The following is a 22,609-nucleotide window of genomic DNA, read 5'->3' as shown; positions in this document are numbered from 1 at the left end:
CCGCGTGTCGCCGCGCCCCGCTTGGAACGGTAGCCGCAAAAGTTGCATAGTCATCGCTAGGCGAGATGCGGCAACCTTTGCGCATGTGGCAAGCCACCGACCGGAAGTCGTCACCCACTCCCCGCCGGTAACCGTGACGCGAGGCCCCGGGGAGGTTTATTGATGCCCGGAGCCAGCAATGAAGCAACAGCGGTCCCCCGGGCGTCGCCCGCCAGTGAATTCGGCAAACCGGCATTCACTAATACGATTCCCTCATGACCTCCCCCGTCCAGAGGGTCACCCCGGTCAGCCTGCGCGACCTGGCGCAACGCTGCGCGGCATTGTCGGGTGAGGTCGAGCCGACAATGCCCGCGGCGAGCGCATCGGCATGGCAGTCCAGCGGCGCGGCGGCGAGCAGCGTCAATTCCGGTGCGAGCAGCGTCGGCACCGCCTCCAGATCCCGGATGACCGCGAGCTCGAACAAGCTGAGCATCGCCGCTCGGGGGTACGAAACGATGGACCACAACGGCGCCGCCACTCTGGCCGCAGTCCCCCAGCACGCAGGCGGCCTTCCCGCGCTGGTCCCCCGCAACTCCGGTGCCGACGGCGGCGCCGGCACGCTCGGGATATAGGCAGGTAGACCGCGATGTCCGGATTGCCACCGCTGACCGAGATCGAAGACGCCAACTGGGATTACCTCACCACCAACGCCACCGCCTGGACCAACCTCGCCAACACATGGGAAGCCGCGTTCACCGAAGTCCGCGACGCCTCAAAGAGTCCCGGAGGCACCCCCTGGACCGGCGCCGGCGCCGAAGCCTTCCAACAGCGCGCCGCCGCCGACGTCGTGAAAATCCACGGTCCCGCCGACATGCTGCGCAACGCCGCCGCTATCGCCACCCGCGGCGCGCAAGCCCAGCAGAGCAACAAGGGGCTCGTGTTGTCTGCCGTCAATACCGCCGAGCGCGAAGACTTCCGGGTCGGCGACGACTACTCCGTCACCGACACCTGGACCTACTACAGCTCCGCCGCGGAGCAGACGCAGCGCGAGCAAGCCGCCCAAGCTCACGCCAGTTTCATCAAATCCCGAGCCGCGAACCTGGTAAACAACGAGCAGGAGATAGCCCGCCAACTCACCACGGCCACGGCGGGCCTGCACTCGTTCAGCTTCGGTGAAGACGGCGCCGATGGTGGGGCCGGTGGCAACGGACAGCCGCGCGTGGTGCTCGTCGATGACGTGCTGCGCCGGGGAGAGTCCCGGAACCTGGGGCCAGTCGCAGGCACCGGTGCTGATCCCGGCATCCCCGGTATCGGCGCTGCCGACCTCGGTGAAGTCATCACCTTGCCCAACGGCAAGCAAGTCATGATCCTGGGCGACTCATTCTCCGGCGACAAGATGGGCGTGGGCGACCACTACCCTTCAGCAGCGGTGCCAGTACACATGGAGAACGGCAAGGTGGTCATCGACGGCCCCCCGCTGACCGGCCCCGACGGCAGTAACGTGCTCTTCCTCCCGCCACCACAGGCGGCAGGTACGAACACGCTTCCCGCGGGCAGCATCCGGATGCGCGACGGCACCACCTACATGATGGTGGCCGGAACCAATGACCTGAATCCAACCGGAGGCACGTGGCTGACGAAAGTCACGAACGATCCGGCCAGCGGCTGGCAACCCATCGACGGATCATGGCGGCCATGGACACCTAACGCGCAACCCTCCGCAGACATGCCACACCCAGGAACCGCCGTCAGCAGTGCACCCACACAGATCAGCGGCTATCAAGCCGCCGACGGCAACGTCTACATCGCGGCCGACGCCTTCGACCGCAGCCAGGGCGTCTCCATGTATCGCGCCGACCCCGCGAACGTGACCGACCGCAGCTCGTGGCAACCCTGGACAGGTAGCGGATGGGGCACTCCTGGGCAAGTAGCCGTCCCACCACCAGGCGGAGATACATACGGCGAGCTGAGCTTCCAAGAAGTCGGCGGGCAACCGGTCCTAGCCGGATTTAACGGCGCCAATGGCTCAGTGGACCTCCACATCGGGGAAGCCCCGACGGATGTATTCGCCGGGGCGCGTACCGTCGTGGCGCCCGGCGGCGACTGGGCCAATCCAGTGCCAGGAACCTACCCGCAGAACTACGGCGGCTACATCCTGCCCGGCTCAACCCTCGACGATATGGGCATCCTGGTCAGCCAATGGAACACCGGCACCAACACCCCGTACGTCGTGGAACAATTTCAGGTAAACCCGAACAGGTAACGATCCCGAACGACAGTGGGCCACGTTTCGATAGGACTGACATGCTCGTCAAGACACTCATGATCGCCGCCGGAACCTTTGTCGCCGCTCTCACCTCCGGCGGCTGCACCGCCCGGGCCGACACCCCGCCATTTCCCGACATCAACAGCTACGCACCCGTGAACCCGGCCGACTATGCGATTACCATCGACACCCCAGGAATCTCCCATTCGGAGACGTTCTTCCTCACCCCTGACGGCGTCGTGTGCACCGTGCGACCCAACTCGGGAGCCGCCTGCGCCGGCAACAACCTGCCGGCCATCCCGCCCGCCACACCAACAGCAGGTGGCACACCCCGCGTGAACTCAATCGGAACGGACGGTCCGGTACAGGCAAGCAGCGGGACGCTCGGTACGAGCGACACCGTTAACGGCCACTCGATCAAGACTCTCCCTCCACTTCACTCGATCTCCCTCGGTGGTGTGGTCTGCGGTGTCAATGACTCCGGAACCACCGCCTGCAAAGATCCACAGGACCGCGGCTTCGTACTGTCCCCCAACGGATCCGGATGGCTTTCCCACGTCTAAGCGCCTGGCGGCTGATCACCTCGGCAGCTCCTGCTGGTGCTGGCGGCGTGCGTGCCGTTCGCGCTCATGTCGCTATTCACCCTGGAGCTGGCGTTCGGATCGGCGTGCGCCGCTGCCACCGTCGGGGTAGGTGCACCCGACGCGGAATGCGCCAGGAAAACCTGGGGGACGATGCGCACAGTGCCCATTCATCTTCCCCAGGCACGCGTTATAAGCATCGACGTCGTTTAATGCGGTACATGCACCGTCAGCGTGGACGACCGGTGCCGGCGCGGCTCGGCGCGGCTCACGTGGCGTCCTCGGCACCCAGCGCGGCAATGTCGGTCAGTTGCGCCACGATGCGGTCGGCGACGGCGGCATCCAGCGCCACGATGTGCACCGCGCCCGCCGACGACGCGGTGGTCACCCGCACATTGGCCAGCCCCAGCAGGCGATCCAGCGGACCCCGGTAGGTGTCGACGGTCTGCACTCGCGAGATCGGCGCGATCCGGCGCTCCTGCACCAGCCAACCGGTGCGGGTGTAGACGGCCTGATCGCTGACGTCCCACCGGTGCACCCGATAGCGCCACAACGGGGCGATCACCGCCGAGACCAGCAGACCCAGCGCGGTGACCGCGAGGGCGGTGACGTGCAGCCAGGCAAGCCGCTCGTCGGCGGCCGCCCAGCCCAGCTGCAGCAGGGCCAGAAACAGCCAGGGCACCGCACCGACCAGCGCCCAGACCAAGGGCGCACGGGAGCTGGGCGGATTGGTGGGATCGACCAGGGTGGTCGCCGTGGAGCCGTCTGCGTGCTGCGCCATGTAGGAGAGGATGTCAGGGCGCGGGCCGCGCCGCACCGTCGACCGCGCGAGCCTGGCAAACGATCCGGCGCACGATGCGTCACCTGAGTATCGTTTGTCACATGAGTAGCCGGGACAAGTGGGCTGCGGCAGACGTGCCGGATCAGACCGGCCGCGTCGCGGTAATCACCGGCTCCAACACCGGAATCGGCTATCACACCGCGGAGGTGCTCGCCGAGCACGGCGCCCTGGTGGTGCTGGCCGTACGCGACCTCGACAAGGGCAACGCGGCGGCGAAACGGATCACGCAGGCCCACCCGCAGGCCGCCGTCGAGGTACAGGAACTCGATCTGAGTTCGCTGGCGTCGGTCCGCGAAGCCGCCGACGCCTTGAGCGCCGCCCATGCCCGCATCGATCTGCTGATCAACAACGCCGGCGTCATGTACACGCCCAAGCAGCACACCGTCGACGGTTTCGAGCTGCAGTTCGGCGTCAACCATCTGGGCCATTTCGCCCTGACCGGCCTGTTGCTGCCGCGGATGGTGCGGGTGAAGCGGTCTCGCGTGGTGACCGTCAGCAGCATGGCGCACCGGATCATGGCGGCAATCCACTTCGATGACCTGCAGTGGGAACACGGCTACAACCGGATCGCCGCCTACGGGCAGTCCAAGCTGGCCAACCTGATGTTCACCTACGAGTTGCAGCGCCGGCTGGCCGCCAAACGCCGCTCGACCATCGCCGTCGCTGCGCACCCCGGTACCGCCAACACCGAACTGACCCGGCACCTGCCGCCACTACTGCGTCCCGCAGACCGTTTACTGATGCCCCTGGTCGTGCAGAGCGCCGCGATGGGTGCGTTGCCCACGCTGCGCGCGGCCACCGACCCCGCGGTACTCGGCGGGCAGTACTACGGTCCAAGCGGCATCGGTGAGCAGCGCGGATATCCGAAGCTGGTGGACGCCAGCAAGCACGCGCACGACGTCGAGTTGCAACAGCGATTGTGGGCCGTCTCCGAGGAGCTGACAGGAATCACCTACCCCGTCTGAGTCAAACTGTCCAGATGCGATCCGTCGAAGAGCACCAGCGGGCCGTCGCCGATCTGATTCAGGCCCGGCCGCCGATCACGGTCGCACTGGCCGACGCCGAGGGACTGGTACTGGCCGCGGACGTGATCGCACCGATCTCGCTGCCGGTCTTCGACAATTCCGCGATGGACGGCTACGCCGTGCTCGCCGATGACATCGTGGCCGCAACCCCGGAAGCGCCGGTGAAACTGCCTGTCACCGAAGACATTCCGGCAGGCCGCACCGATATCCCCACCCTGACGCCGGGCACCGCGCACCGCATCATGACCGGCGCGCCCATTCCGCACGGCGCCGACGCCGTGGTTCCCGTCGAGGACACCGACGGCGGCCTGGACGTGGTACAGATCAGCGCGACGATTCCCCGGGGGCGCCATGTCCGCCGGTCCGGCGGAGACGTCGCGGCGGGCGCCACCGTGCTGTGGGCCGGGCAACTGGTCAGTGCGCCGGCGGCCGGTCTGGCCTCGGCGCTGGGGTTGGCCGAGTTGACGGTGCGACCCCGGCAACGAGTACTGGTGATCTCCACCGGCTCCGAACTGGTCAAACCCGGCACACCGCTGGCGCCTGGCCAGATCTATGAGTCCAACGGGGTGATGCTGGCGGCGGCGGTGCGTGACGCCGGCGCCGAGGTGGTTGGCGCCGTGACGGTCGCCGACGACACCGCCGAGTTCACCGCGGTGCTCGACCGCTACGGCGTCCGTGACGGGGCGGTGGATCTGGTGATCACCAGCGGCGGAGTCAGCGCAGGGGCTTACGAGGTGGTCAAGGACGTCTTCGGCCGTGACGGCGACCAGGGCGTGCATTTCGTCAAGGTGGCGATGCAGCCCGGGATGCCGCAGGGCATCGGCCGCGTTGGCGACGCGGCCATCATCACGCTGCCCGGCAACCCGGTCAGCGCACAGGTGTCCTTCGAAGTGTTCATCCGGCCCGCACTGCGTCGTGCGATGAACCTGCCCAAGCCGGATCGGCCGCGCCGCACCGCGGTCCTGAGCGAGAAACTGGTCTCGCCGGCCGGAAAGCGGCAGTTCCGGCGCGGGCTGCTCGACTACGAAACCGGGACCGTCACCAACTACGGGCCGCCCGCCTCGCACCACCTGCGTTACCTGGCGTCGGCGAACTGCCTCCTCGACATCGCCGACGAGGTGACCGAGCTGGCGGTGGGCACCGAGGTGGAAGTCTGGGACCTGACCGGCTGAGCCGCCCAGCTTCTAAGATGGCCCAATGGCCAGACGCCCCCGCGCAGCAGATGATCCCGGCGGTCTCCGGCACCTGATCGAGCTGGTGCGCTCGACGGTGCCGCCGATGCACAGCGCCGGACTGCCGTTCGTCGGCAGCGCGCTGGGCGTGGCGCTGCTGGGCCGCAAGCAGCGGTGGCTGCGCGGCGCCGGGCTGCTGGCCGCGGGCGCCAGCGCCGGGTTCTTCCGGCATCCGCGCCGGGTGCCGCCGACTCGCCCCGGTGTGGTGGTGGCCCCCGCCGACGGCATGGTCTGCCTGGTCGACTCCGCGGCCCCGCCGCCGGAGCTGGACCTGCCCGACACCCCGTTGCCGCGGGTCAGCATCTTCATGTCGGTCTTCGACGCCCATGTGCAACGGGCTCCGGTCGGCGGTGAGGTGATCGAGGTGCTGCACCGGGCCGGCCGGTTCGGGTCCGCGGACCGCACCGAAGCCAGTGCGGACAACGAGCGCAACAGCGTGCGGATCCGCACCGCCGACGGCGCCGAGGTGATCGCCGTGCAGGTCGCCGGGCTGGTGGCGCGGCGCATCATCTGCGACACCCGGCCCGGTGATCATCTGGCGATCGGTGACACCTACGGCTTGATCCGCTTCGGTTCGCGACTCGACGTCTACCTGCCGGTCGGGACACAGCCGCTGGTCGGCGTGGGCCAGCGCATGGTCGCCGGCGAAACCGTCCTGGCCGACCTGTCATGACGATTCCTGTCCAGCAGGCCCGCGGCCGGGGCCCGGTGGGTCTGCACATCCTGCCCAGCTCGATGACGGTGCTGGCGATCTGCGCCGGTTTGACCTCGATCAAGTACGCGCTGGACGGGCAGCCGCATCTCGCGATGGCACTGATCGCCGCCGCCGCCATTCTCGACGGCCTGGACGGCCGGGTGGCGCGCATCCTGGACGCCGAGTCGAGGATGGGCGCCGAGATCGACTCCCTGGCCGACGCCGTCGACTTCGGGGTGGCTCCGGCGGTGGTGATCTATGTGACGCTGCTGTCGACGCAACCGGCGGGCTGGATCGTGGTGCTGCTGTACGCGGTGTGTGTGGTGCTGCGGCTGGCCCGGTTCAACACCCTGCTCGACGACGCCACCCTGCCGGCCTACACCCGGGAGTTCTTCGTCGGGATGCCCGCCCCGGCCGGTGCCATCACACTGATGGGCCTGCTGGCCGCCAAGCTGGAGTTCGGCGACGGATGGTGGACCTCGCAGTGGTTCACCTGCATCTGGGTGGTGGGCACGTCGATGTTGTTGGTCAGCCGGATCCCGATGCGCAAGATGCACGCCGTGTCGGTGCCGCCGCACCTGGCCGCCGTACTGCTGGCGGTGCTGGCGCTGGTAGCCGCGGCAGCGTTTCTGTTCCCCTACGTGCTGGTGCTGGTGCTGATCGGGACGTACCTGTGCACCATTCCGTTCTCGGTCCGCAGTCAGCGCTGGGTGGCCGCACACCCCGAGGCGTGGGAGGACGCCCCCCGGGAGCGCCGGGCCGCGCGGCGGGCGATCCGCCGGGCGCAGCCGGGCCGCCGCCCGGGTGTGCGGCGGGGCATCCGTCGGCCCAGTGGGCAGTCGATGGCCCGGTTGCGGCTACGCAAGCCGGGCCGCTGAGCTAGCCGTCGCAATAGTCCCGGGTCGCCGACGACAGCGCCTGCCGGTAGAACTCGTCGAATTGCCTTGTTTCGCTGACGGTTCGAGTCGCCTCGTCGAGTTCGGCGACGCACGCGGGTGAGTGCAGCAGCTCCCACCGCTGGCCGATCTGGGCCAGCATGACCTGATTGAAGGCGTCGATGCGTGCCCGCGAGGCCGTCAAGTCCGGCGCGGTGGCAGGCGCGGCGGCCGGATCCAGCTTCCACTGGGCGAACCGGTAATGCTCGGCGGCTTCGGTGGCGCTGATCTGATCGGTGAAGATCCGCCGCACGTAGTCGGGGTCGAGGTTGTCGCCGACGGCGCGGTCGGCCAGTGCCGCGAGTTGCTGCTGTACCCGGGCCGGGTCCTCGATGGCGCCTCCGGTCTGCCATTTGATCGCCGCCACGTCGTCGGCGACCTGGAGTCGCTGGGCGGCGGCGTCCACCAGGTCGGCCAACGGGGATGCGTCGTCCGCCCTGGCCGGGGACGGTGCCATCAGCAGGGCCGCGCAGAGCGCCGACATCAGCAGGGGTGACCGCATGGACTCTATTCAAGCGCGCGGACAGAATCCACACCGCGTCGGTCGAGCGCTTTGACGATGTCGTCTAGTTGGGTGCCGGTACGACAAGTTCCGCTGACGACCCCGCACGAAGGTGTTCGACACGCATGAGGAAATCCGCGTAATTTGACCCGGGTGGGTTCCACCGAAGAGCGCGAAGAACACCGCCGAGTCGATTCCTCCCGGCACCTGACGCTGATCGCCCGGCTCAACACCTCCGCCGTCGACTCCCGCCGCGGCGTGGTTCGACTGCACCCCGAAGCCGTTGCCGCCCTGGGTATCCGGGAGTGGGATGCGGTGTCGCTGACGGGTTCTCGCACGACGTCGGCGGTGGCTGGGCTGACCGGACCGGATGCACCGACCGGTGTGGCGCTGCTCGACGACGTGACGCTGTCCAACGCCGGGCTGCGCGACGGCACCGAGGTGGTGGTGTCCGCGGTGACCGTCTACGGCGCCCGGTCGGTGACGTTGAGCGGTTCCACGCTGGCCTCGCAGAGTTTGTCACCGAACACGCTGCGCCAGGCCTTGCTGGGCAAGGTGATGACGGTCGGCGACGCGGTGTCCCTGCTGCCCCGCGACCTGGGGCCCGGAACGTCCACGTCGGCGGCCACCACGGCCCTGGCGTCCTCGGTGGGGATCAGCTGGACTTCGGAGCTGCTGACCGTCACCGGTGTGGACCCCGCCGGCCCGGTCAGCGTGCAGCCCAACTCACTGGTCACCTTCGGCAATGGCACCATCGCTCCGCCCGCCCCGGTGTCCAAGCCGGCGACCCCGGCCCGGATCGCCATCGATGAACTCAAGGGGTGCGAAGCGCAGGCCGCCAAGCTCGCCGAATGGCTCAAGCTTGCTCTCGACGAGCCACAGCTGTTGAAAACCCTGCGCGCCGGAACGAATCTCGGTGTGCTGGTGTCGGGTCCGGCCGGGGTGGGCAAGACCACCCTGGTCCGGGCGGTGTGTGAGGGCCGGCGGCTGATCGAGTTGGACGGACCCGAGATCGGGGCGCTGGCCGCCGATGAGCGGCTGGCCGCGGTACGTTCCGCGGCGGCAAAGGTCTGCGACGGTGGCGGGGTGCTGCTGATCGCCGACGTGGACACCCTGTTGCCCGAACCATCGGAGCCGGTGGCAACGCTGATCCTCGCCGAGCTGCGCAACGTGGTGGCCACCGAAGGGGTGGCCTTCATCGCGACGTCGGCGCTGCCGGATCATGTCGATCCCCGACTGCGGGCGCCGGACTTGTGCGATCGCGAGATCCGGCTGAGCCTGCCCGACGGTGCGACCCGGGCGGCACTGTTGGCCACCCTGCTTATCTCGGTTCCCACCGCGGACTTGACCTTGGGTGAGATCGCCGAGCGCACACCGGGTTTCGTGGCCGCAGACCTCGCAGCGCTAGTCCGGGAAGCCGCACTGCGGGCGGCGTCGCGGGCCAGCGACACCGACGAGGAGCCCAAGCTCACCCAGGAGGACCTGATCGGGGCGCTCAGCGTCATCCGCCCGCTGTCGCGCTCGGCGGCTGCGGAGGTTTCCGTCGGCTCGGTCACTCTCGACGACGTCGGTGACATGGTGGCCACCAAACAGGCGCTGACCGAAGCGATCCTGTGGCCGCTGCAACACCCGGACACCTTTACCCGGCTGGGCGTCGACCCGCCGCACGGTGTGCTGCTCTACGGCCCGCCCGGCTGCGGCAAGACCTTTGTGGTGCGCGCCCTGGCGGGGTCTGGTCGGGTCAGCGTGCATGCCGTCAAAGGCGCGGAGTTGATGGACAAGTGGGTGGGCAGCAGTGAGCGGGCGGTGCGGGACCTGTTTCAGCGGGCCCGCGATTCGGCGCCGTCGCTGGTGTTCCTCGACGAGATCGACGCCCTGGCACCGCGGCGCGGCCAGAGCTTCGACTCCGGGGTGACCGACCGGGTGGTGGCCGCGCTGCTCACTGAGCTCGACGGCGCCAACCCGCTGCGCGACGTGGTGGTGGTCGGCGCCACCAACCGTCCCGAGCTGATCGATCCGGCCCTGACCCGGCCGGGCCGGCTGGAGAAGCTGGTGTTCGTCGAGCCGCCGGATGCCGATGCCCGCCGCCAGATCCTGCGGGTGTCCGGGAAATCCGTTCCGCTGCACGAGGACGTGGACCTCGACGCGCTGGCCGCGGACCTGGACGGCTACAGCGCCGCGGACTGCGTGGCACTGCTGCGCGAAGCGGCCCTCACGGCAATGCGGCGCAGTATCGACGCTGCCGATGTCACCATGGCCGACATCGCTGCGGCGCGCGAAAGCGTCCGTCCCTCACTGGATCCCGCTCAGATCGACGCGTTGCGCTCGTTCGCCGACAACCGCTAGCCCCACCTCCCGCGAGCGTGCGTGTCCCCGGCCGACACGCCGCGCAAACTGCCGAGATTACGCACGCTCGCGCCGTAGCAGGCGGGATCACGAGTCCTCGACCAGGGTGGCCAACCGAGACAGCGACGCTGCGAGCGTATCTGCGGTGGTGGACCGGGCCCGGGCGAGACGCTTCGGGTCGGACAACGCCGACCAGTCATAGGTGTGCGTGACCCGGGTGCGTGCCGGACCCAGTGGCTCGAGCTCCCATCTCCACAGGTGCCCCGGCGGCGTACGGCCGGGCTCCGCCGGGCGCCAGGCGATACGCCGACCCTCCTCGAACTCCACCACGTGGTTCTCCCGGACCCCACCCATGGTCAATGTCATGGTGAAGACGTCTCCGACGGCACGAACCCGTTGGCCGGGTGCGGCTTCGGCCAGGTTGGCGTTGCCGTCCCAGCGCGGCTGCCGTGCCGGATCGGCGATGAACTCAAAGATCCGCTTTGCCGGCGCCGCGATCACCCTGCTGGCGCTGACAGTCTTCGCCGGCAGCGGCGAGCCGATGCGGTGCAGGGTGCCTTCGGGGTCGACATAGGCGAATTCCCGGAGCTGGTAGTCGGTGTCGGTCGGTTCGACAAAGCGTCCCGGCACGCCCGAGGCCGTCCACTGGGCGTACAGCGCGTCGGCGTCGTCGACATAGAAATACACACTGGCGGCGGTGCGCAGCGGATCGTGCTCGGCCCACTCGGAAAGGTGCAACGAGACCGAACCGCGATAAGCGAAGCCGTAACGGGCCGGCCCCTGGTAGGCGCGGGTCGTGAACCCGAGCCGGCGGTAGCGGTCCAGCGCAGCGTCGAGGTCTCGCACGGCAATGATCGGTGCGACCGAGGTGAAGGCGACATCACCCATGGCCAGAGCGTACGTCGGCGACGACCGGCGCTCAGCTCGGCGGTCGACAGCTGCCCAGCAGCGCGCGCCGCAGTTGCGACGTCGTCGATCCGTTGCAGCACGCCATGGCGCGGTTGACGCTTCGGCGGATCGCCGCGGCGGTGCGGCCGTCGGCGCCTGCCGCTTAGCCACCGCCGTTCTGGTAGCCCTGCGTGAGCCGGTAGACCGCCCGATCGAGGCTGGGCAGGATGTCGGTGATGGCGATCTCGCCGACGGCGAATCGCGCCGACAGGCCGTAGACCAGGTTGGAGACAACGACATCCAGGTCGTCGATGAACTGCTCGTCGACGTAGGCAAGCAGCGCCAGCGCGGCGGGAACCACCACATCGAGTCCGCGCCGGACCAGCGTCTCACCGCCGGGTGCGGAGCGGGCGCGAACGTAGGCCGTCAACATGGCCGGGTGTCGCTCCCATGGCTCGAAGATCGTACGGAACAAGCCCATCAGCGCCGCGTAGAGCGATTCGCCGGGGCCACGCGAATGCGGCGCGACACCGGAGTAGCGGTGCTCGGCCATCCAGGCGTCCAGCGCGGCCAGGATGAGCTCGTCGCGGGTGGCGTAGCGCTTGTAGATCGTGGCCAGCGAAACCCGGGCGCGCCGGGCGACTTCGCGTAGCTGCACGGCGTCGTAGCCCTCGGTCTCCAGGATCTCGACGACGATGCCGAGGATCCGCTCTTGCGCGCTGTCCATCGCACCCCTTGTCGCCGGTGAGTAACACGGTTACTCTACCTGCTATGGGCTCACTGGATGGGAAAGTCGCGTTCATCACCGGTGCGGCGCGCGGGCAGGGCCGCAGTCACGCGGTACGGCTGGCCGCCGACGGGGCCGACATCATCGGCGTCGACATCTGCGCCGATATCGCCTCCAGCGGCTATCCGATGGCGACCCGCGACGAGCTCGACGAAACCGTCGGGCTGGTCGAGGCCGCCGGCGGCAAGATGCTCGCCTCGGTCGCCGACGTCCGGGACTACCCCGCCCTCAAGGCAGCGCTGGACGGCGGGGTCGCGCACTTCGGGCGCCTCGACATCGTCTGCGCCAACGCCGGGATCGCCGCGATGGCCTTTCGTGAGCTGACTGACGACGAAGATCTGCAGATGTGGACCGACGTGATCGACGTGAACCTGGTGGGTTCCTTCCACACCGCCAAGGCCGCGATACCGCACCTGATCGCAGGCGGACGCGGCGGATCGATCGTTTTCACCAGTTCGACGGCCGGACTGAAGGGTTTCGGCGGCCTGCAGGGCGGCGGCCTGGGCTACGCCGCCTCCAAGCACGGCATCGTGGGGTTGATGCGAACTCTTTCCAATGCCCTTGCCCCCCATAGCATCCGGGTTAACACCGTGCACCCGACCGCCGTCAATACCATGATGGCGGTGAACCCGGCGATGACGTCGTTCCTGGAGCACTATCCCGACGGTGGGCCGCATCTGCAGAACCCGATGCCGGTCGGCATGCTCGAACCGGAGGACATCAGCGCCGCGATCGCCTATCTGGTCTCCGACGCCGCGAAGTACGTCACCGGCGTGACCTTCCCCGTCGACGCCGGGTTCTGCAACAAGCTATGAGTGGGCGAGTAGCCGGCAAGCGGGTGCTGGTCACCGGCGCCGCCCGGGGCATGGGCCGCAGTCACGCCGTGCGGCTGGCTGAAGAAGGCGCCGACCTCATCCTGGTCGATATTTGCGCGTCCCTGCCCGACGTCGAATATCCGCTGGCCACAATCGAAGACCTCGACGAGACCGCCCGGCTGGTGCAGCAACACGGCCGCCGCGCCGTCACCCACGTCGTCGATGTGCGCGACGCCGCCGCCCTGGCCGCCGCGGTCAACGACGGTGTCGCTCGATTGGGCGGCCTGGACGCCTCGGTCGCCAACGCCGGGGTGATCACCGGCGGGACTTGGAACACCACCACCGCCGAACAATGGCGAACCGTCATCGACGTCAACCTGATCGGGGCGTGGAACACCTGCGTGGCGGCATTGCCGCACCTGGTGGAGCACGGCGGCAGCCTGGTCAACATCAGTTCGGTGGCCGGGCTCAAGGGCAGCCCGCTGCACACCCCCTACACCGCGTCCAAACACGGCGTCGTCGGCATGAGCCGTGCGCTGGCCAACGAGCTTGCCGCAGTGAATGTTCGGGTCAACACGGTGCATCCCACCGGGGTCGAGACCGGGATGCGGCCGGACACGCTGCACGCTCTGCTGCACGGTGCTCGTGCCGACCTCGGACCGATCTTTCAGAATGCGTTGCCGATCGTGATGACCGAGGCCCGCGATGTCAGCAACGCGGTGCTGTTCCTGGTCTCCGACGAGTCCCGGCACGTGACCGGGCTGGAATTCAAGGTGGACGCCGGTGTCACGATCCGCTGAGGCAGGGCGAGGAGCGCGCGCCTTCGCCGAGCTGATGACCATCCCGGCCCCCGATGCGACGCCGGCGGCCGCGGCCATGCTCGACTTCGTCTTTGACCAGGTGTGGCAGCGGCCGGGTCTGAGCCGCCGCGACCGGTGGTTCATCGCGCTGCCCTGCCTGGCGGCGGCCGACACCGAGGCGCCGCTGCGGGAACACGTCTATGCCGCCCTCGGCAGTGGTGACGTGACGATCGATGAAATACGCGAAGCCGTATTGCATTTCGCGGTGTACTCAGGATGGCCGAAGGCATCGCTGTTCAACATGATCGTCGACGAGCAGTGGGCACGCATCCATGCCGAGCGCGGCGAGCCGGTACCGCCTCCGGCACCGCTGCTGCCGCTGTCCACCCCGAGCGATCCCGAGGCCCGGCTGCAGTGCGGCGAGCAGACCTTCCGCGACGTCAACTGCCTGCCCTACACACCGACCCGCGACGACCCGTACTCGGGCGCGGGCATCCTGAATTTCGTCTTCGGCGAGATGTGGCTGCGCCCCGGTTTGGGCATGAAGCAGCGGCGGCTGGTGACGGTTGCCTGCGTGGCGTTTCAGGACGCGCCGTACCCGATCATGAGCCACGTCTACGCGGCCCTGAAGAGCCGCGACGTGTCGTTCGACGAAATCGATGAGGCGGCTTTGCAGTTCGGTGCCTACTACGGCTGGCCTAAGGCGTCGCGGCTGATGCGGGTGATCGAAGAACAGAAGCAGCGCGTCACACAGGAGTGGACCTGCGAGGGACGCTCCACCTAGCGCTAGCTCGCCGGGTCGAATTCAATGTGCAGCTCGGTCAGGCCGCGCAGCAAGAACGTGGGCTCATAGGAGTAGCGCCGCTGGCCGGCGAGACCGTGGTGAGCTTCGCTGATCCTGATGTCACGCATCCGATCCAGCATCCGGTGAACCGTGATGCGGCCCTCGACCCGGGCCAGCGGGGCGCCGGCGCAGGTGTGGATGCCGCGGCCGAACGCGATGTGCTCACGCACGTTCTTTCGGTCCAGCCGGAACTCGTCGGGGCTTTCGAACTTGCGCGGGTCCCGGTTCGCCGCACCCAGGCACAGCATCAGCACGGTGCCGGCCTTGATCGATACCCCGCCCAACGTGGTGGTCTTGCGGGCGAGTCGAAAGTCGATCTTGGTCGGACTCTGAATTCGCAGCGCCTCCTCGATGAATGCGGGGATCAGCGCGGGGTCCTCCCGCAACGTCTGCTGGAGCTCTGGTCGATCACCCAGGGTTTGCACCGCCGCACCCAGCAACTTGGTGACGGTCTCCTGACCGGCGCCGAACAGGAAGGTGGCCGGGTGAACCACCTCAAGCAGCTCCGGCGTGGACCCGTCGGGGTAGGTCGCGGTGGCCAGGCTGCTGAGAACGTCCCCGCGAGGCCGGCGCCGCCGCTCGGCGAGATAGCCACTGAACTTTTCGTCGAGGTAGTGCAGGGGATTGAGCCCCACCGGTGTCCCGTCCAGGGACCCGACGTGTTGTCCTTCCCGATGCCCGGCGCCCAGCGCACTGCGGAACTCGGCGCGGTCCTCCTCGGGTACCCCGAGCAGATCGGTGATGGCCAGGGTCGCATACGGTTTGGCGTAGTCGAAGAGGAACTCACAGCGGCCGTCGGCGATGAATTCGTCAAGCTGGGTATCGGTCAGTTGCCAGATGAACTCCTCGTTCTCCTTCAGTCGCTTCGGGGTGAGCAGCCCGCTCAGCAGCGAGCGGGCCCGAGTGTGCGCCGGCGGGTCCATCACCACGACGTGTTCGAAGATCGGGAACTCGTGGCGGTGCGCTTCGATCTGCTCGGTGATGTCGTCGCCCTCGGGCTCGAACGGCAGCGGCGGGAACGGCCCACCGATGGCGTTCACCGCAGAGAACGCATCGTGGTTTTTGAACGCGGCGAGCACTTCGTCGTAGCCCGTGACGGTGACGACACCGTGGTGCGGCTCGGCGAACACCGGCCCGCGTCCGCGCAGGTATTCGTAGTAGGCGTAGGGATCCTGCGTGACGGCTTCGTCGGAGAAGTAGTCGACCGCCGCGAGATCCACCATCACCCGATCCGCCCTTCGCTCGCGCCACGACCTCATCGCGCTGATCGATCGATCAAATTGCTAGAATGCGTCATGCCTACCATGCGCGGCGCCGGACGGTCAAGCAATCGCAACCCGGGACCGGCCTGAATGGCGGCTCCGCGCAAGGCCAAATCGGCCGACAACGCCACCCGGCGCCGGCTGATCGAGGCGACCGCACGACTGATGCGCGACGAAGGCTACGCCGCGGCGACGTCGCGGCGGGTCGCCGCCGAGGCCGGGGTGCGGCAGGCGCTGGTCTACTACTACTTCCCCACCATGGATGACCTGTTCGTCGAGGTGCTGCGCGCCGGCGCCGACGTCGCGCTGGACCGGATGCGCGCCGCCCTGACCGCCGACGATCCGCTGCGCGCATTGTGGGCGATCAACAGCGATACACGCTTGACCAGCTTGAACACCGAATTCATGGCGCTGGCCAACCACCGCAAGGCCATCCGGACCGAACTCAAGGCCTATGCCGAACGAGTGCGCGACATCGAAACAGCGGCAGTCACGGTGGCCCTGCGCGCCAACGGCGTCGACCTGGAGGAATATCCCCCCGTCGCGGTCTCGATGCTGATCGCCCAAACCGCCCGCAACCTGTGCAACGAAAGCGCCGTCGGCGTCACCCGCGGGCACGAGGAACTGCGCGGACTGATCGATCGCCAACTGGGCCGACTGACACCCCCGACAACCGCTTCCTGACCCTCGATGGTTGACAACGCGGCCCCTTAGTGCCACCGTTGCTGATCGATCGACCAATAAATTGGAGGTGCGGACATGAGCAGAAGAGTCGAGGGCAAAGTCGCCTTCATCACCGGCGCGGCGCGCGGCCAGGGCCGCAGCCACGCCGAACGGCTCGCGCAGGAGGGCGCCGACATCATCGCCGTCGACATCTGCGGCCCGATCAGTGCCAACAGCCCGATCGCACCGTCCACACCCGACGATCTCGCCCAAACCGTCGACCTCGTCAAGGGTTTGGGCCGGCGCATCGTGGCCGAGCAGGTCGACGTACGCGACTTCGACGCCCTGCAGGCCGCGGTGGACAACGGTGTAGAACAGCTGGGCCGACTGGACATCATCGTCGCCAACGCCGGGATCGGCAATGGCGGCGCGACCCTGGACAAGACCTCCGACGCCGACTGGACCGACATGATCGACGTGAACCTCTCGGGCGTGTGGAAGACGGTGAAAGCCGGCGTGCCACATCTGCTTTCGGGAGGACAGGGCGGATCGATCATCCTGACCAGCTCGGTGGGAGGACTCAAGGCCTACCCGCACACCGGCCACTACATCGCGGCCAAGCACGGCGTGGTCGGGCTGATGCGCAGCTTCGCCGTCGAGCTGGGGCAACATTTCATCCGGGTCAACTCGGTTCATCCCACCAACGTGAACACGCCGATGTTCATGAACGAGGGGACGATGAAGCTGTTCCGCCCCGACCTGGAAAACCCCGGCCCCGACGACCTCAAGGCCGTGGCGCAGTTCATGCACACACTCCCGGTCGGCTGGGTCGAGCCGGTGGACATCAGCAACGCGGTGTTATTCCTGGCCTCAGACGAATCCCGTTACATCACCGGGCTTCCGCTGACCGTCGATGCCGGCAGCTGCCTGAAGTAGGCAGGTCCCCTATCGCGAACGTGCACAGTTGCACGCCAGGAAGCGGCGTGTCGTGCGCAAACACGCACGTTCGCGCGAGGGAGGGAGGGCAGATCAGCGCGGGATGTCGAATTCGACTCGGGCCGCCACGGTCTCGATCGCCTCGTGCAGCGCCGCCATGCGGTCGGACAGCGACGGCGCCGCCAGCACCGCGTAGCGGTCGGCCTCCCCCATCGGGACCCGGCAGGCCAGCGAGTACAGCCGCTGCACCGGATCCAGCGAGCGCAGCCGCCGGCCACCCAGCAGGCTGTTGCGCCCCGGCACCACCCACTGCCGGCGGGCCTGGGCCATCCGCTTGTGTAGCGCGACAATGCGGTCTTCGAGCGCACTGAACTGCTTGTCACTCACCGGTTCTGACGGCTCGTCGGGCCACACCTCGACGATCGCCCGCGGGTAGGGATCGTCGGCGAGCCAGTCCCGCACCCGGATCCGCTCCCCGGTCAGGCAACGCAGCGCGTACCGGCCCGACCCGAGTTCAGCGCACTGGGTGATGCTGGCCATCGCGCCGACATCGTTGCGCTGCTCACCGCCGCCCACCTCACGGCCGCGGGCGATCAGCACCACCCCGAACCGGGGGTCGCCGCTGCGCATCAGGTCGCCGACCAACACGGTGTAGCGCAACTCGAAGATCCGCAGCGACAGTTCCTCGCCGGGCAGCAACACCCACTCCAGCGGAAACATCGGCAGTTCCATCACGAGATATCGAGCTCGGCCACCAGTGCATCGACCACGGCACGCAGATCGCCGTCGTGTTCCTCGGCGACCCGGCGCTGGCGCTGGTACGACGCGCCCGTTCGGTATATGTCGGCGACAGCCGCCAACTCGTCGGCGCAGTGCAGCCGCGCGGCGACCGGTTCGAGCCGGTTGAGCAGGTCATCGAGGTCCTCGGTGACCAGCCGCTCGTTGCTGTCGGCGTCCAGGATGATCTCGGCATCCAGACCGTAGCGGGCCGCCCGCCACTTGTTCTCCTGCACATGCCAGGGCGGCATGGTGGGCAGAGCTTCATCGGCTTCCAGCCGCCGGTCCAGATCGACGATCAGGCAATGCGTCAACGCCACCAGGGCACCCAGCTCGCGCAGATTGGACACCCCGTCGCAGACCCGCACCTCGATGGTGCCCAGATGCGGTGACGGCCGGATGTCCCAACGGATCTCGTTGGTGTGGTCGATGATCCCGGTCTTCTTCTGGTCGTAGACGAAACCCTCGAACTCCTGCCAGGTCTGGAATTGGAATGGCAGACCCGCGGTAGGCAACTGCTGGAACATCATCGCGCGGTTGCTGGCGTAACCCGTGTCGTGACCGTCCCACCACGGCGACGACGCCGACAACGCCAGCAGGTGCGGATAGTGCTGCAGCAGCGACGAGATGATCGGCATCACCTTGTAGGACGAGGAGATACCGACGTGGACGTGCACGCCCCAGATCAGCATCTGCCGACCCCACCATTGGGTGCGTTTGATCAGTTCGGCGTAGCGCGGCGCGTCGGTCAGCTTCTGCGCCGACCACCGCGCGAACGGGTGGGTGCCGGCGCCGAACAGCTCCATGCCCCGGGCGTGCACGATCGGCCGGGCCGTGGACAGCGTCTGGCGCAGGTCCTCGATGGCCTCGCCGGTGTTGTCGCAAATGCCCGTGACGAGCTCGACGGTGTTGCGCAGCAATTCCTTGTGCACGCGCGGGTTTTCACCCAGCTCGGACAGGACCGCGCTCGCTTCGTTGCTCAGATCGCGCGTCTGGGCGTCGACGAGAGCCAGCTCCCACTCCACGCCGAGGGTGGGACGGGCGCTGCGAGCGAACTCGATTCGGGCTTCGGATCTCGCGGAAGCCCTGCTGTTCGGCGGGCTATCCGGCGCCGATGACACCACACGCAATCCGCTTCCCGGCATCTCCGGTGGTCAGCGTGGTCTGATCCGGGCCGGGCGTGCCGTTGACCTGGGTGTAGCGGTCCGCCGGGATGTTGGCGAAGTTGTCGTCGTCAGCGTGGATGATGATCGAGGTCCCGTCACCGGCAAGCAGTTCAGCTTTGGTGAACGCGTCGGTGGTGGTGACCAACAGCCCACTGCCGTCGGAGCGCACCTGCAATGACGTCAGGTCCCCACTCTGCGGGTGCTCGCTGTGGCCGGGCGCCTGGAAGTGCCCGCCGGCCGACAGGAAGCCGCCCGGCGCCCCACCGGTGGGGGCCACCGACTCGCCCTCGCATTTACCGATGGCGTGGATGTGCAGGCCGTGGAAACCGGGCGACAGCACACCGGTGCTGGTGGTCCGCACGGTCACGGTGGCGAACTCCTTGCCGCCGGCTTTGCTGAACTCGAACGTCGCGGTGGCGACCTGGCCGCCATCGGGGGTCGTCAGGTGCGCGACGAGACTGTCCGAACCACTCGAACCACCCGACTCGGACTCCGAGGCCGACGGCGCCGCCGACCCGGTCCAGATGGCCGGCGTGGTGCCGGGCGCGTCGGAAGGCAGCTGGTTGGGGGGACTGCATGCCGCGAGCAACGCAACCGGGGTGGCGAAGACGACGGCGGTAAGAGCTCTGCGGTGACCTGTGACCATGCGAGGAGCTTAACCCGCGACCACCACGATGACGCCCGGTGGTTGCTCGGCCACGTCAGGGATGCGCGGCTCGACGGCGGCTCCCAGCACCTGGGCGACCGAATGGGCCGCGTCCTGCTCTCCCTCGGCGTCGCCGAAGTAGACGGTGGTCTGGGTGACCTCGGGCAGTTCGAGGTTGCCGATCTCGGTCACGTTCCACCCGGCTTCGCGCAGCCGGTCGGCGGTGTGCCCGGCCAGCCCCGCCTGTTCGGAGATGTTGAAGACCCGCACGTCGGACTTGCGGGCGGGGCGTTCGGGCTTGGCCGGCGCCGAGGCGGTGGTGACGGGTTGGGCCGTCGTCGAGTGATCGGCGTCGTCGTCGGTACCCGAGGATCCGAGGGCTTGAAATCCGACGAGCAGGAACACGGTGCCCAAGAACAGCAGCACCATCACCATGGCCCGGAGCGGGAGTCGGGAGGAGTCAGGAACGTGGTCGTTCATTGCGCCCACTGTATCGAGGAGCGGGCCATAACCTATAAACGCCCAGCAATCAAGGTGTCCGGCAATCAGGTGATGTCGAAACCGAGCCGGCGTGCGGCGCGCGCCTTCTGGCGACTGGACCGCAGCCTGCGCAGTCGTTTGACCAGCATCGGGTCGGCGGCCAGGGCCTCGGGCCGGTCGACAAGCGCGTTGAGGACCTGGTAGTAGCGGGTCGCCGACAGCGCGAAGCGCTCCTTGATGGCCTCTTCTTTGGCGCCCGCGTACTTCCACCAGTCCCGTTCGAAGGACAGGATGTCGTGTTCGCGACGGCTCAGGCCGTCGGTGGGTTCCGAATCGTCCCCTGAGCGATTCGCCTGCGCCATGGCGCCGTCCATATCGTTTCCTGGACCCTTCCGGAAAGTTCTCTCGCTGCAAACGTTCGCTTGTTTTCGGCGGCCTGCTCCTGAGCGAATATTGAATCACGGCAGGCTGTGTTGAACCGGGAGCCGGCCCCGCGAGTCGCCATGGCCACTGCACTTGACATCGAACGGCCACTTTAAGCTTTTCGGTCATGGCCGTCCTACCCATCCGCATTGTGGGCGATCCCGTCCTGCACACTCCGACCAGCCCGGTGCCCGTCGGCGATGACGGCTCGTTGCCGGCTGACCTGGGTGAGCTGATCACCACGATGTACGAGACCATGGACGCCGCGAACGGCGTCGGCTTGGCCGCCAACCAGATTGGCGTGGGGCTGCGGGTCTTCGTCTATGACTGCGCCGACGACCGCCGCGCCACCACGCGGCGCCGCGGCGTGGTGGTCAACCCGGTGCTGGAGACCTCCGAGCGGCCCGAAACCATGCCCGACCCCGATGACGACGACGAAGGCTGCCTGTCGGTGCCCGGCGAATCGTTTCCGACCGGCCGGGCGCAGTGGGCGCGGGTCACCGGACTGGACGCCGACGGCAACCCGGTCACGTTGGAGGGCACCGGGCTGTTCGCCCGGATGCTGCAGCACGAGACCGGCCACCTCGACGGGTTGCTCTACCTGGACATGCTGGTGGGCCGCCACGCCCGCGCCGCGAAACGGACGGTCAAGGCCAACGGCTGGGGGGTCCCCGGCCTGTCGTGGACGCCGGGCGACGTACCCGACCCGTTCGGTCACTGACGAGCCGTTGATGTCCCAACCGCCCGAACTCCCCGCGATCGGGGTCCGGGTGAGCCTGCGCTACCTGCGTCCCCCTGGTTCCGAGCCACCGATGGGTGACGTGATCGGGCATCTGGTGCAGGCCGGGCCCCTGGTACGGGTCCGCTCGGCCGACGGGCTGACCCATGAGTGCCGGCACGCCGACGTGTTGTACGTGCGCCGGCTGACCGACCGGCCGGTGAAGAACTCAACGATTCGCTCCGTCGAGCATGCCGCCGCGCTGGCCTGGCCGGGCAGTGAACACCGATGGCTCGACGGCTGGATGCTGCGTGCCGGTCCCGGTGCCGACCCTGCGGCCAATTCCGCTGTGCCCCTGGACATGTTCGCCCACGCGAACACCATTCCGGCGATCACCGACTGGTACGCGCAGCGCGGTCTGCCGCCGTACCTGGCGGTGCCGGAGCGCCTGCTGCGGTTACCGGAGGACATCCCGACCCGGTACGAGACCCGCACCCTGGTGAGCGAGGTGACCGCCGGCCCGGCCCCGGGCGACGTGCTCACGGCGGCCGAACCCGACGCCGACTGGCTGGCGGTGTTCGGCCAGGACGTGCCTGTCGAGGTGCTGACCGCGGTGGTCGACGGCGCGGTGGTCTTTGCCTCGATCCCCGGAGTGGCGGTCGGTCGGGGCACCGTCACCGAGGGCCCGGACGGCACCCGCTGGCTGGGGCTGACGGCGGTTCGGGTGGTCGCCGACCGGAGCCGGCAAGGCCACGGGCGGGCGATCTGCGCCGCGTTGCAGGCCTGGGGGGCCGACCGCGGCGCCACCCGCGGCTACGCCCAGGTGTCGACCGGTGGTTCAGCGAGCCTCGACGAAGGAGAGGCGAGGCTGGGACCGCCGTTCAGGCCCGCCGACGCGGCGGCGTTCGAGTTCTTCGAAGCGGTCGGATTCGCCGGCCAACACCGCACCCGCTATCTCGATGCCCGATCGCTTTCCGGTGGGTCGCCGCCGTCGAACTAGGGT

25 protein-coding genes and 1 pseudogene are annotated in these 22,609 nt (G+C 68.2%); 15 read left to right on the top strand and 11 right to left on the bottom strand.

Translation table 11 applies throughout. From position 1 onward, the window contains the following. Window positions 1–254: 254 nt before the first annotated feature. Genes K3U94_RS02470 through K3U94_RS02460 form a run of 3 tightly spaced genes read left to right on the top strand, consistent with a single transcriptional unit; the run spans window position 255 to window position 2,808 of the window. Window positions 255–611, top strand: a complete 357-nt coding sequence (locus K3U94_RS02470; protein ID WP_220695463.1) for a hypothetical protein — start codon at window positions 255–257, stop codon at window positions 609–611. A 14-nt stretch (window positions 612–625) separates the two neighbouring features. Next, the gene (locus tag K3U94_RS24020; protein WP_267878339.1) at window positions 626–2,242 is read left to right on the top strand and encodes a DUF4185 domain-containing protein; all 1,617 of its coding nucleotides are present in this window, start codon (window positions 626–628) and stop codon (window positions 2,240–2,242) included. 41 nt (window positions 2,243–2,283) lie between these two features. Then, entirely contained in the window at window positions 2,284–2,808 is a 525-nt protein-coding gene (locus tag K3U94_RS02460; RefSeq protein ID WP_047320263.1) for a hypothetical protein, read from the top strand. Between the two features lie 286 nt (window positions 2,809–3,094). On the opposite strand, the gene K3U94_RS02455 is transcribed toward K3U94_RS02460, so the two are convergent. Next, entirely contained in the window at window positions 3,095–3,607 is a 513-nt protein-coding gene (locus K3U94_RS02455; RefSeq protein WP_047320286.1) for a PH domain-containing protein, read from the bottom strand. A gap of 101 nt (window positions 3,608–3,708) precedes the next feature. Here K3U94_RS02455 and K3U94_RS02450 point away from each other — a divergent pair, with 101 nt between their 5' ends. Genes K3U94_RS02450 through pssA form a run of 4 tightly spaced genes read left to right on the top strand, consistent with a single transcriptional unit; the run spans window position 3,709 to window position 7,496 of the window. Beyond that, window positions 3,709–4,632 (top strand): SDR family NAD(P)-dependent oxidoreductase, encoded by a 924-nt coding sequence (locus K3U94_RS02450; protein WP_220695462.1) that lies wholly within the window; start codon window positions 3,709–3,711, stop codon window positions 4,630–4,632. A 14-nt stretch (window positions 4,633–4,646) separates the two neighbouring features. Continuing rightward, entirely contained in the window at window positions 4,647–5,864 is a 1,218-nt protein-coding gene (moeA, locus tag K3U94_RS02445) for a molybdopterin molybdotransferase MoeA (protein ID WP_220695461.1), read from the top strand. A gap of 25 nt (window positions 5,865–5,889) precedes the next feature. Beyond that, on the top strand, window positions 5,890–6,597 hold the full coding sequence (locus K3U94_RS02440; protein WP_220695460.1) for a phosphatidylserine decarboxylase: 708 nt from the start codon (window positions 5,890–5,892) through the stop codon (window positions 6,595–6,597). Further along, window positions 6,594–7,496 carry a CDP-diacylglycerol--serine O-phosphatidyltransferase gene (gene pssA / locus K3U94_RS02435; RefSeq protein WP_047320258.1) on the top strand — a complete coding sequence of 301 codons (903 nt, stop codon included), beginning with the start codon at window positions 6,594–6,596 and terminating at the stop codon, window positions 7,494–7,496. The genes K3U94_RS02440 and pssA overlap by 4 nt, the downstream gene beginning before the upstream one ends. Before the next feature lies 1 nt (window position 7,497). Here pssA and K3U94_RS02430 read toward each other — a convergent pair whose 3' ends face one another. After that, the gene (locus K3U94_RS02430; RefSeq protein ID WP_220695459.1) at window positions 7,498–8,055 is read right to left on the bottom strand and encodes a chorismate mutase; all 558 of its coding nucleotides are present in this window, start codon (window positions 8,053–8,055) and stop codon (window positions 7,498–7,500) included. Between the two features lie 153 nt (window positions 8,056–8,208). On the opposite strand from K3U94_RS02430, the gene K3U94_RS02425 reads away from it, so the two are divergent. Next, entirely contained in the window at window positions 8,209–10,401 is a 2,193-nt protein-coding gene (locus K3U94_RS02425; RefSeq protein ID WP_220695458.1) for an AAA family ATPase, read from the top strand. An 87-nt stretch (window positions 10,402–10,488) separates the two neighbouring features. Here K3U94_RS02425 and K3U94_RS02420 read toward each other — a convergent pair whose 3' ends face one another. The 3 genes and pseudogenes from K3U94_RS02420 to K3U94_RS02410 all read right to left on the bottom strand — a co-directional run bounded on the left by K3U94_RS02420 (window position 10,489) and on the right by K3U94_RS02410 (window position 12,016). After that, window positions 10,489–10,944, bottom strand: a complete 456-nt coding sequence (locus K3U94_RS02420) for an SRPBCC family protein (RefSeq protein ID WP_220696634.1) — start codon at window positions 10,942–10,944, stop codon at window positions 10,489–10,491. Beyond that, a pseudogene (locus K3U94_RS24330) lies at window positions 10,930–11,289 on the bottom strand (bleomycin resistance protein); the annotation flags it as partial. The gene K3U94_RS02420 and the pseudogene K3U94_RS24330, both read right to left, overlap by 15 nt. Window positions 11,290–11,452: 163 nt before the next feature. Further along, window positions 11,453–12,016: a TetR/AcrR family transcriptional regulator gene (locus K3U94_RS02410; protein ID WP_220695457.1), complete on the bottom strand. Its 564-nt coding sequence runs from the start codon at window positions 12,014–12,016 to the stop codon at window positions 11,453–11,455. 44 nt (window positions 12,017–12,060) lie between these two features. On the opposite strand from K3U94_RS02410, the gene K3U94_RS02405 reads away from it, so the two are divergent. The 3 genes from K3U94_RS02405 to K3U94_RS02395 are packed head-to-tail and all read left to right on the top strand — an operon-like array spanning window position 12,061 to window position 14,475. Further along, window positions 12,061–12,891 (top strand): mycofactocin-coupled SDR family oxidoreductase, encoded by an 831-nt coding sequence (locus K3U94_RS02405; RefSeq protein WP_047320254.1) that lies wholly within the window; start codon window positions 12,061–12,063, stop codon window positions 12,889–12,891. Further along, window positions 12,888–13,691, top strand: a complete 804-nt coding sequence (locus tag K3U94_RS02400; RefSeq protein WP_220695456.1) for a mycofactocin-coupled SDR family oxidoreductase — start codon at window positions 12,888–12,890, stop codon at window positions 13,689–13,691. The genes K3U94_RS02405 and K3U94_RS02400 overlap by 4 nt, the downstream gene beginning before the upstream one ends. A gap of 34 nt (window positions 13,692–13,725) precedes the next feature. After that, window positions 13,726–14,475, top strand: a complete 750-nt coding sequence (locus K3U94_RS02395; RefSeq protein WP_220696633.1) for a carboxymuconolactone decarboxylase family protein — start codon at window positions 13,726–13,728, stop codon at window positions 14,473–14,475. A 2-nt stretch (window positions 14,476–14,477) separates the two neighbouring features. Here K3U94_RS02395 and K3U94_RS02390 read toward each other — a convergent pair whose 3' ends face one another. Beyond that, on the bottom strand, window positions 14,478–15,758 hold the full coding sequence (locus K3U94_RS02390; RefSeq protein WP_220695455.1) for a cytochrome P450: 1,281 nt from the start codon (window positions 15,756–15,758) through the stop codon (window positions 14,478–14,480). A gap of 180 nt (window positions 15,759–15,938) precedes the next feature. On the opposite strand from K3U94_RS02390, the gene K3U94_RS02385 reads away from it, so the two are divergent. Both K3U94_RS02385 and K3U94_RS02380 read left to right on the top strand, forming a co-directional pair. Beyond that, the gene (locus tag K3U94_RS02385) at window positions 15,939–16,481 is read left to right on the top strand and encodes a TetR/AcrR family transcriptional regulator (protein WP_230987556.1); all 543 of its coding nucleotides are present in this window, start codon (window positions 15,939–15,941) and stop codon (window positions 16,479–16,481) included. A 75-nt stretch (window positions 16,482–16,556) separates the two neighbouring features. Then, on the top strand, window positions 16,557–17,396 hold the full coding sequence (locus K3U94_RS02380; protein WP_220695453.1) for a mycofactocin-coupled SDR family oxidoreductase: 840 nt from the start codon (window positions 16,557–16,559) through the stop codon (window positions 17,394–17,396). A 93-nt stretch (window positions 17,397–17,489) separates the two neighbouring features. Here K3U94_RS02380 and K3U94_RS02375 read toward each other — a convergent pair whose 3' ends face one another. The 5 genes from K3U94_RS02375 to napA all read right to left on the bottom strand — a co-directional run bounded on the left by K3U94_RS02375 (window position 17,490) and on the right by napA (window position 20,839). After that, a complete protein-coding gene (locus K3U94_RS02375; protein ID WP_047320248.1) occupies window positions 17,490–18,128 on the bottom strand; it encodes an LON peptidase substrate-binding domain-containing protein in 639 nt (212 codons plus the stop codon). Further along, window positions 18,128–19,318, bottom strand: coding sequence for a glutamate--cysteine ligase (locus K3U94_RS02370; RefSeq protein WP_230987363.1), 1,191 nt, complete (start codon window positions 19,316–19,318; stop codon window positions 18,128–18,130). The genes K3U94_RS02375 and K3U94_RS02370 overlap by 1 nt, the downstream gene beginning before the upstream one ends. Next, complete coding sequence (gene sodC, locus K3U94_RS02365) at window positions 19,275–19,985, bottom strand: superoxide dismutase[Cu-Zn] (RefSeq protein ID WP_047320246.1); 711 nt, start codon at window positions 19,983–19,985, stop codon at window positions 19,275–19,277. Before sodC ends, K3U94_RS02370 begins: the two co-directional genes overlap by 44 nt. Window positions 19,986–19,994: 9 nt before the next feature. After that, window positions 19,995–20,465 (bottom strand): LytR C-terminal domain-containing protein, encoded by a 471-nt coding sequence (locus tag K3U94_RS02360; protein ID WP_047320245.1) that lies wholly within the window; start codon window positions 20,463–20,465, stop codon window positions 19,995–19,997. Between the two features lie 65 nt (window positions 20,466–20,530). Continuing rightward, the gene (gene napA / locus K3U94_RS02355; RefSeq protein WP_024440118.1) at window positions 20,531–20,839 is read right to left on the bottom strand and encodes a nucleoid-associated protein NapA; all 309 of its coding nucleotides are present in this window, start codon (window positions 20,837–20,839) and stop codon (window positions 20,531–20,533) included. A 176-nt stretch (window positions 20,840–21,015) separates the two neighbouring features. Between napA and K3U94_RS02350 the strand changes: the two genes are divergently transcribed. After that, window positions 21,016–21,609, top strand: coding sequence for a peptide deformylase (locus K3U94_RS02350; RefSeq protein ID WP_220695452.1), 594 nt, complete (start codon window positions 21,016–21,018; stop codon window positions 21,607–21,609). Between the two features lie 10 nt (window positions 21,610–21,619). Beyond that, window positions 21,620–22,606: an N-acetylglutamate synthase, CG3035 family gene (locus K3U94_RS02345; protein WP_220695451.1), complete on the top strand. Its 987-nt coding sequence runs from the start codon at window positions 21,620–21,622 to the stop codon at window positions 22,604–22,606. Window positions 22,607–22,609 lie beyond the last annotated feature (3 nt).

Source organism: Mycolicibacter heraklionensis, from assembly GCF_019645815.1.
GTDB lineage: Bacteria > Actinomycetota > Actinomycetes > Mycobacteriales > Mycobacteriaceae > Mycobacterium > Mycobacterium heraklionense.
The sequence above is the reverse complement of the archived record's forward strand: the minus strand, read 5'-3'. Positions and strand labels throughout refer to the sequence as shown.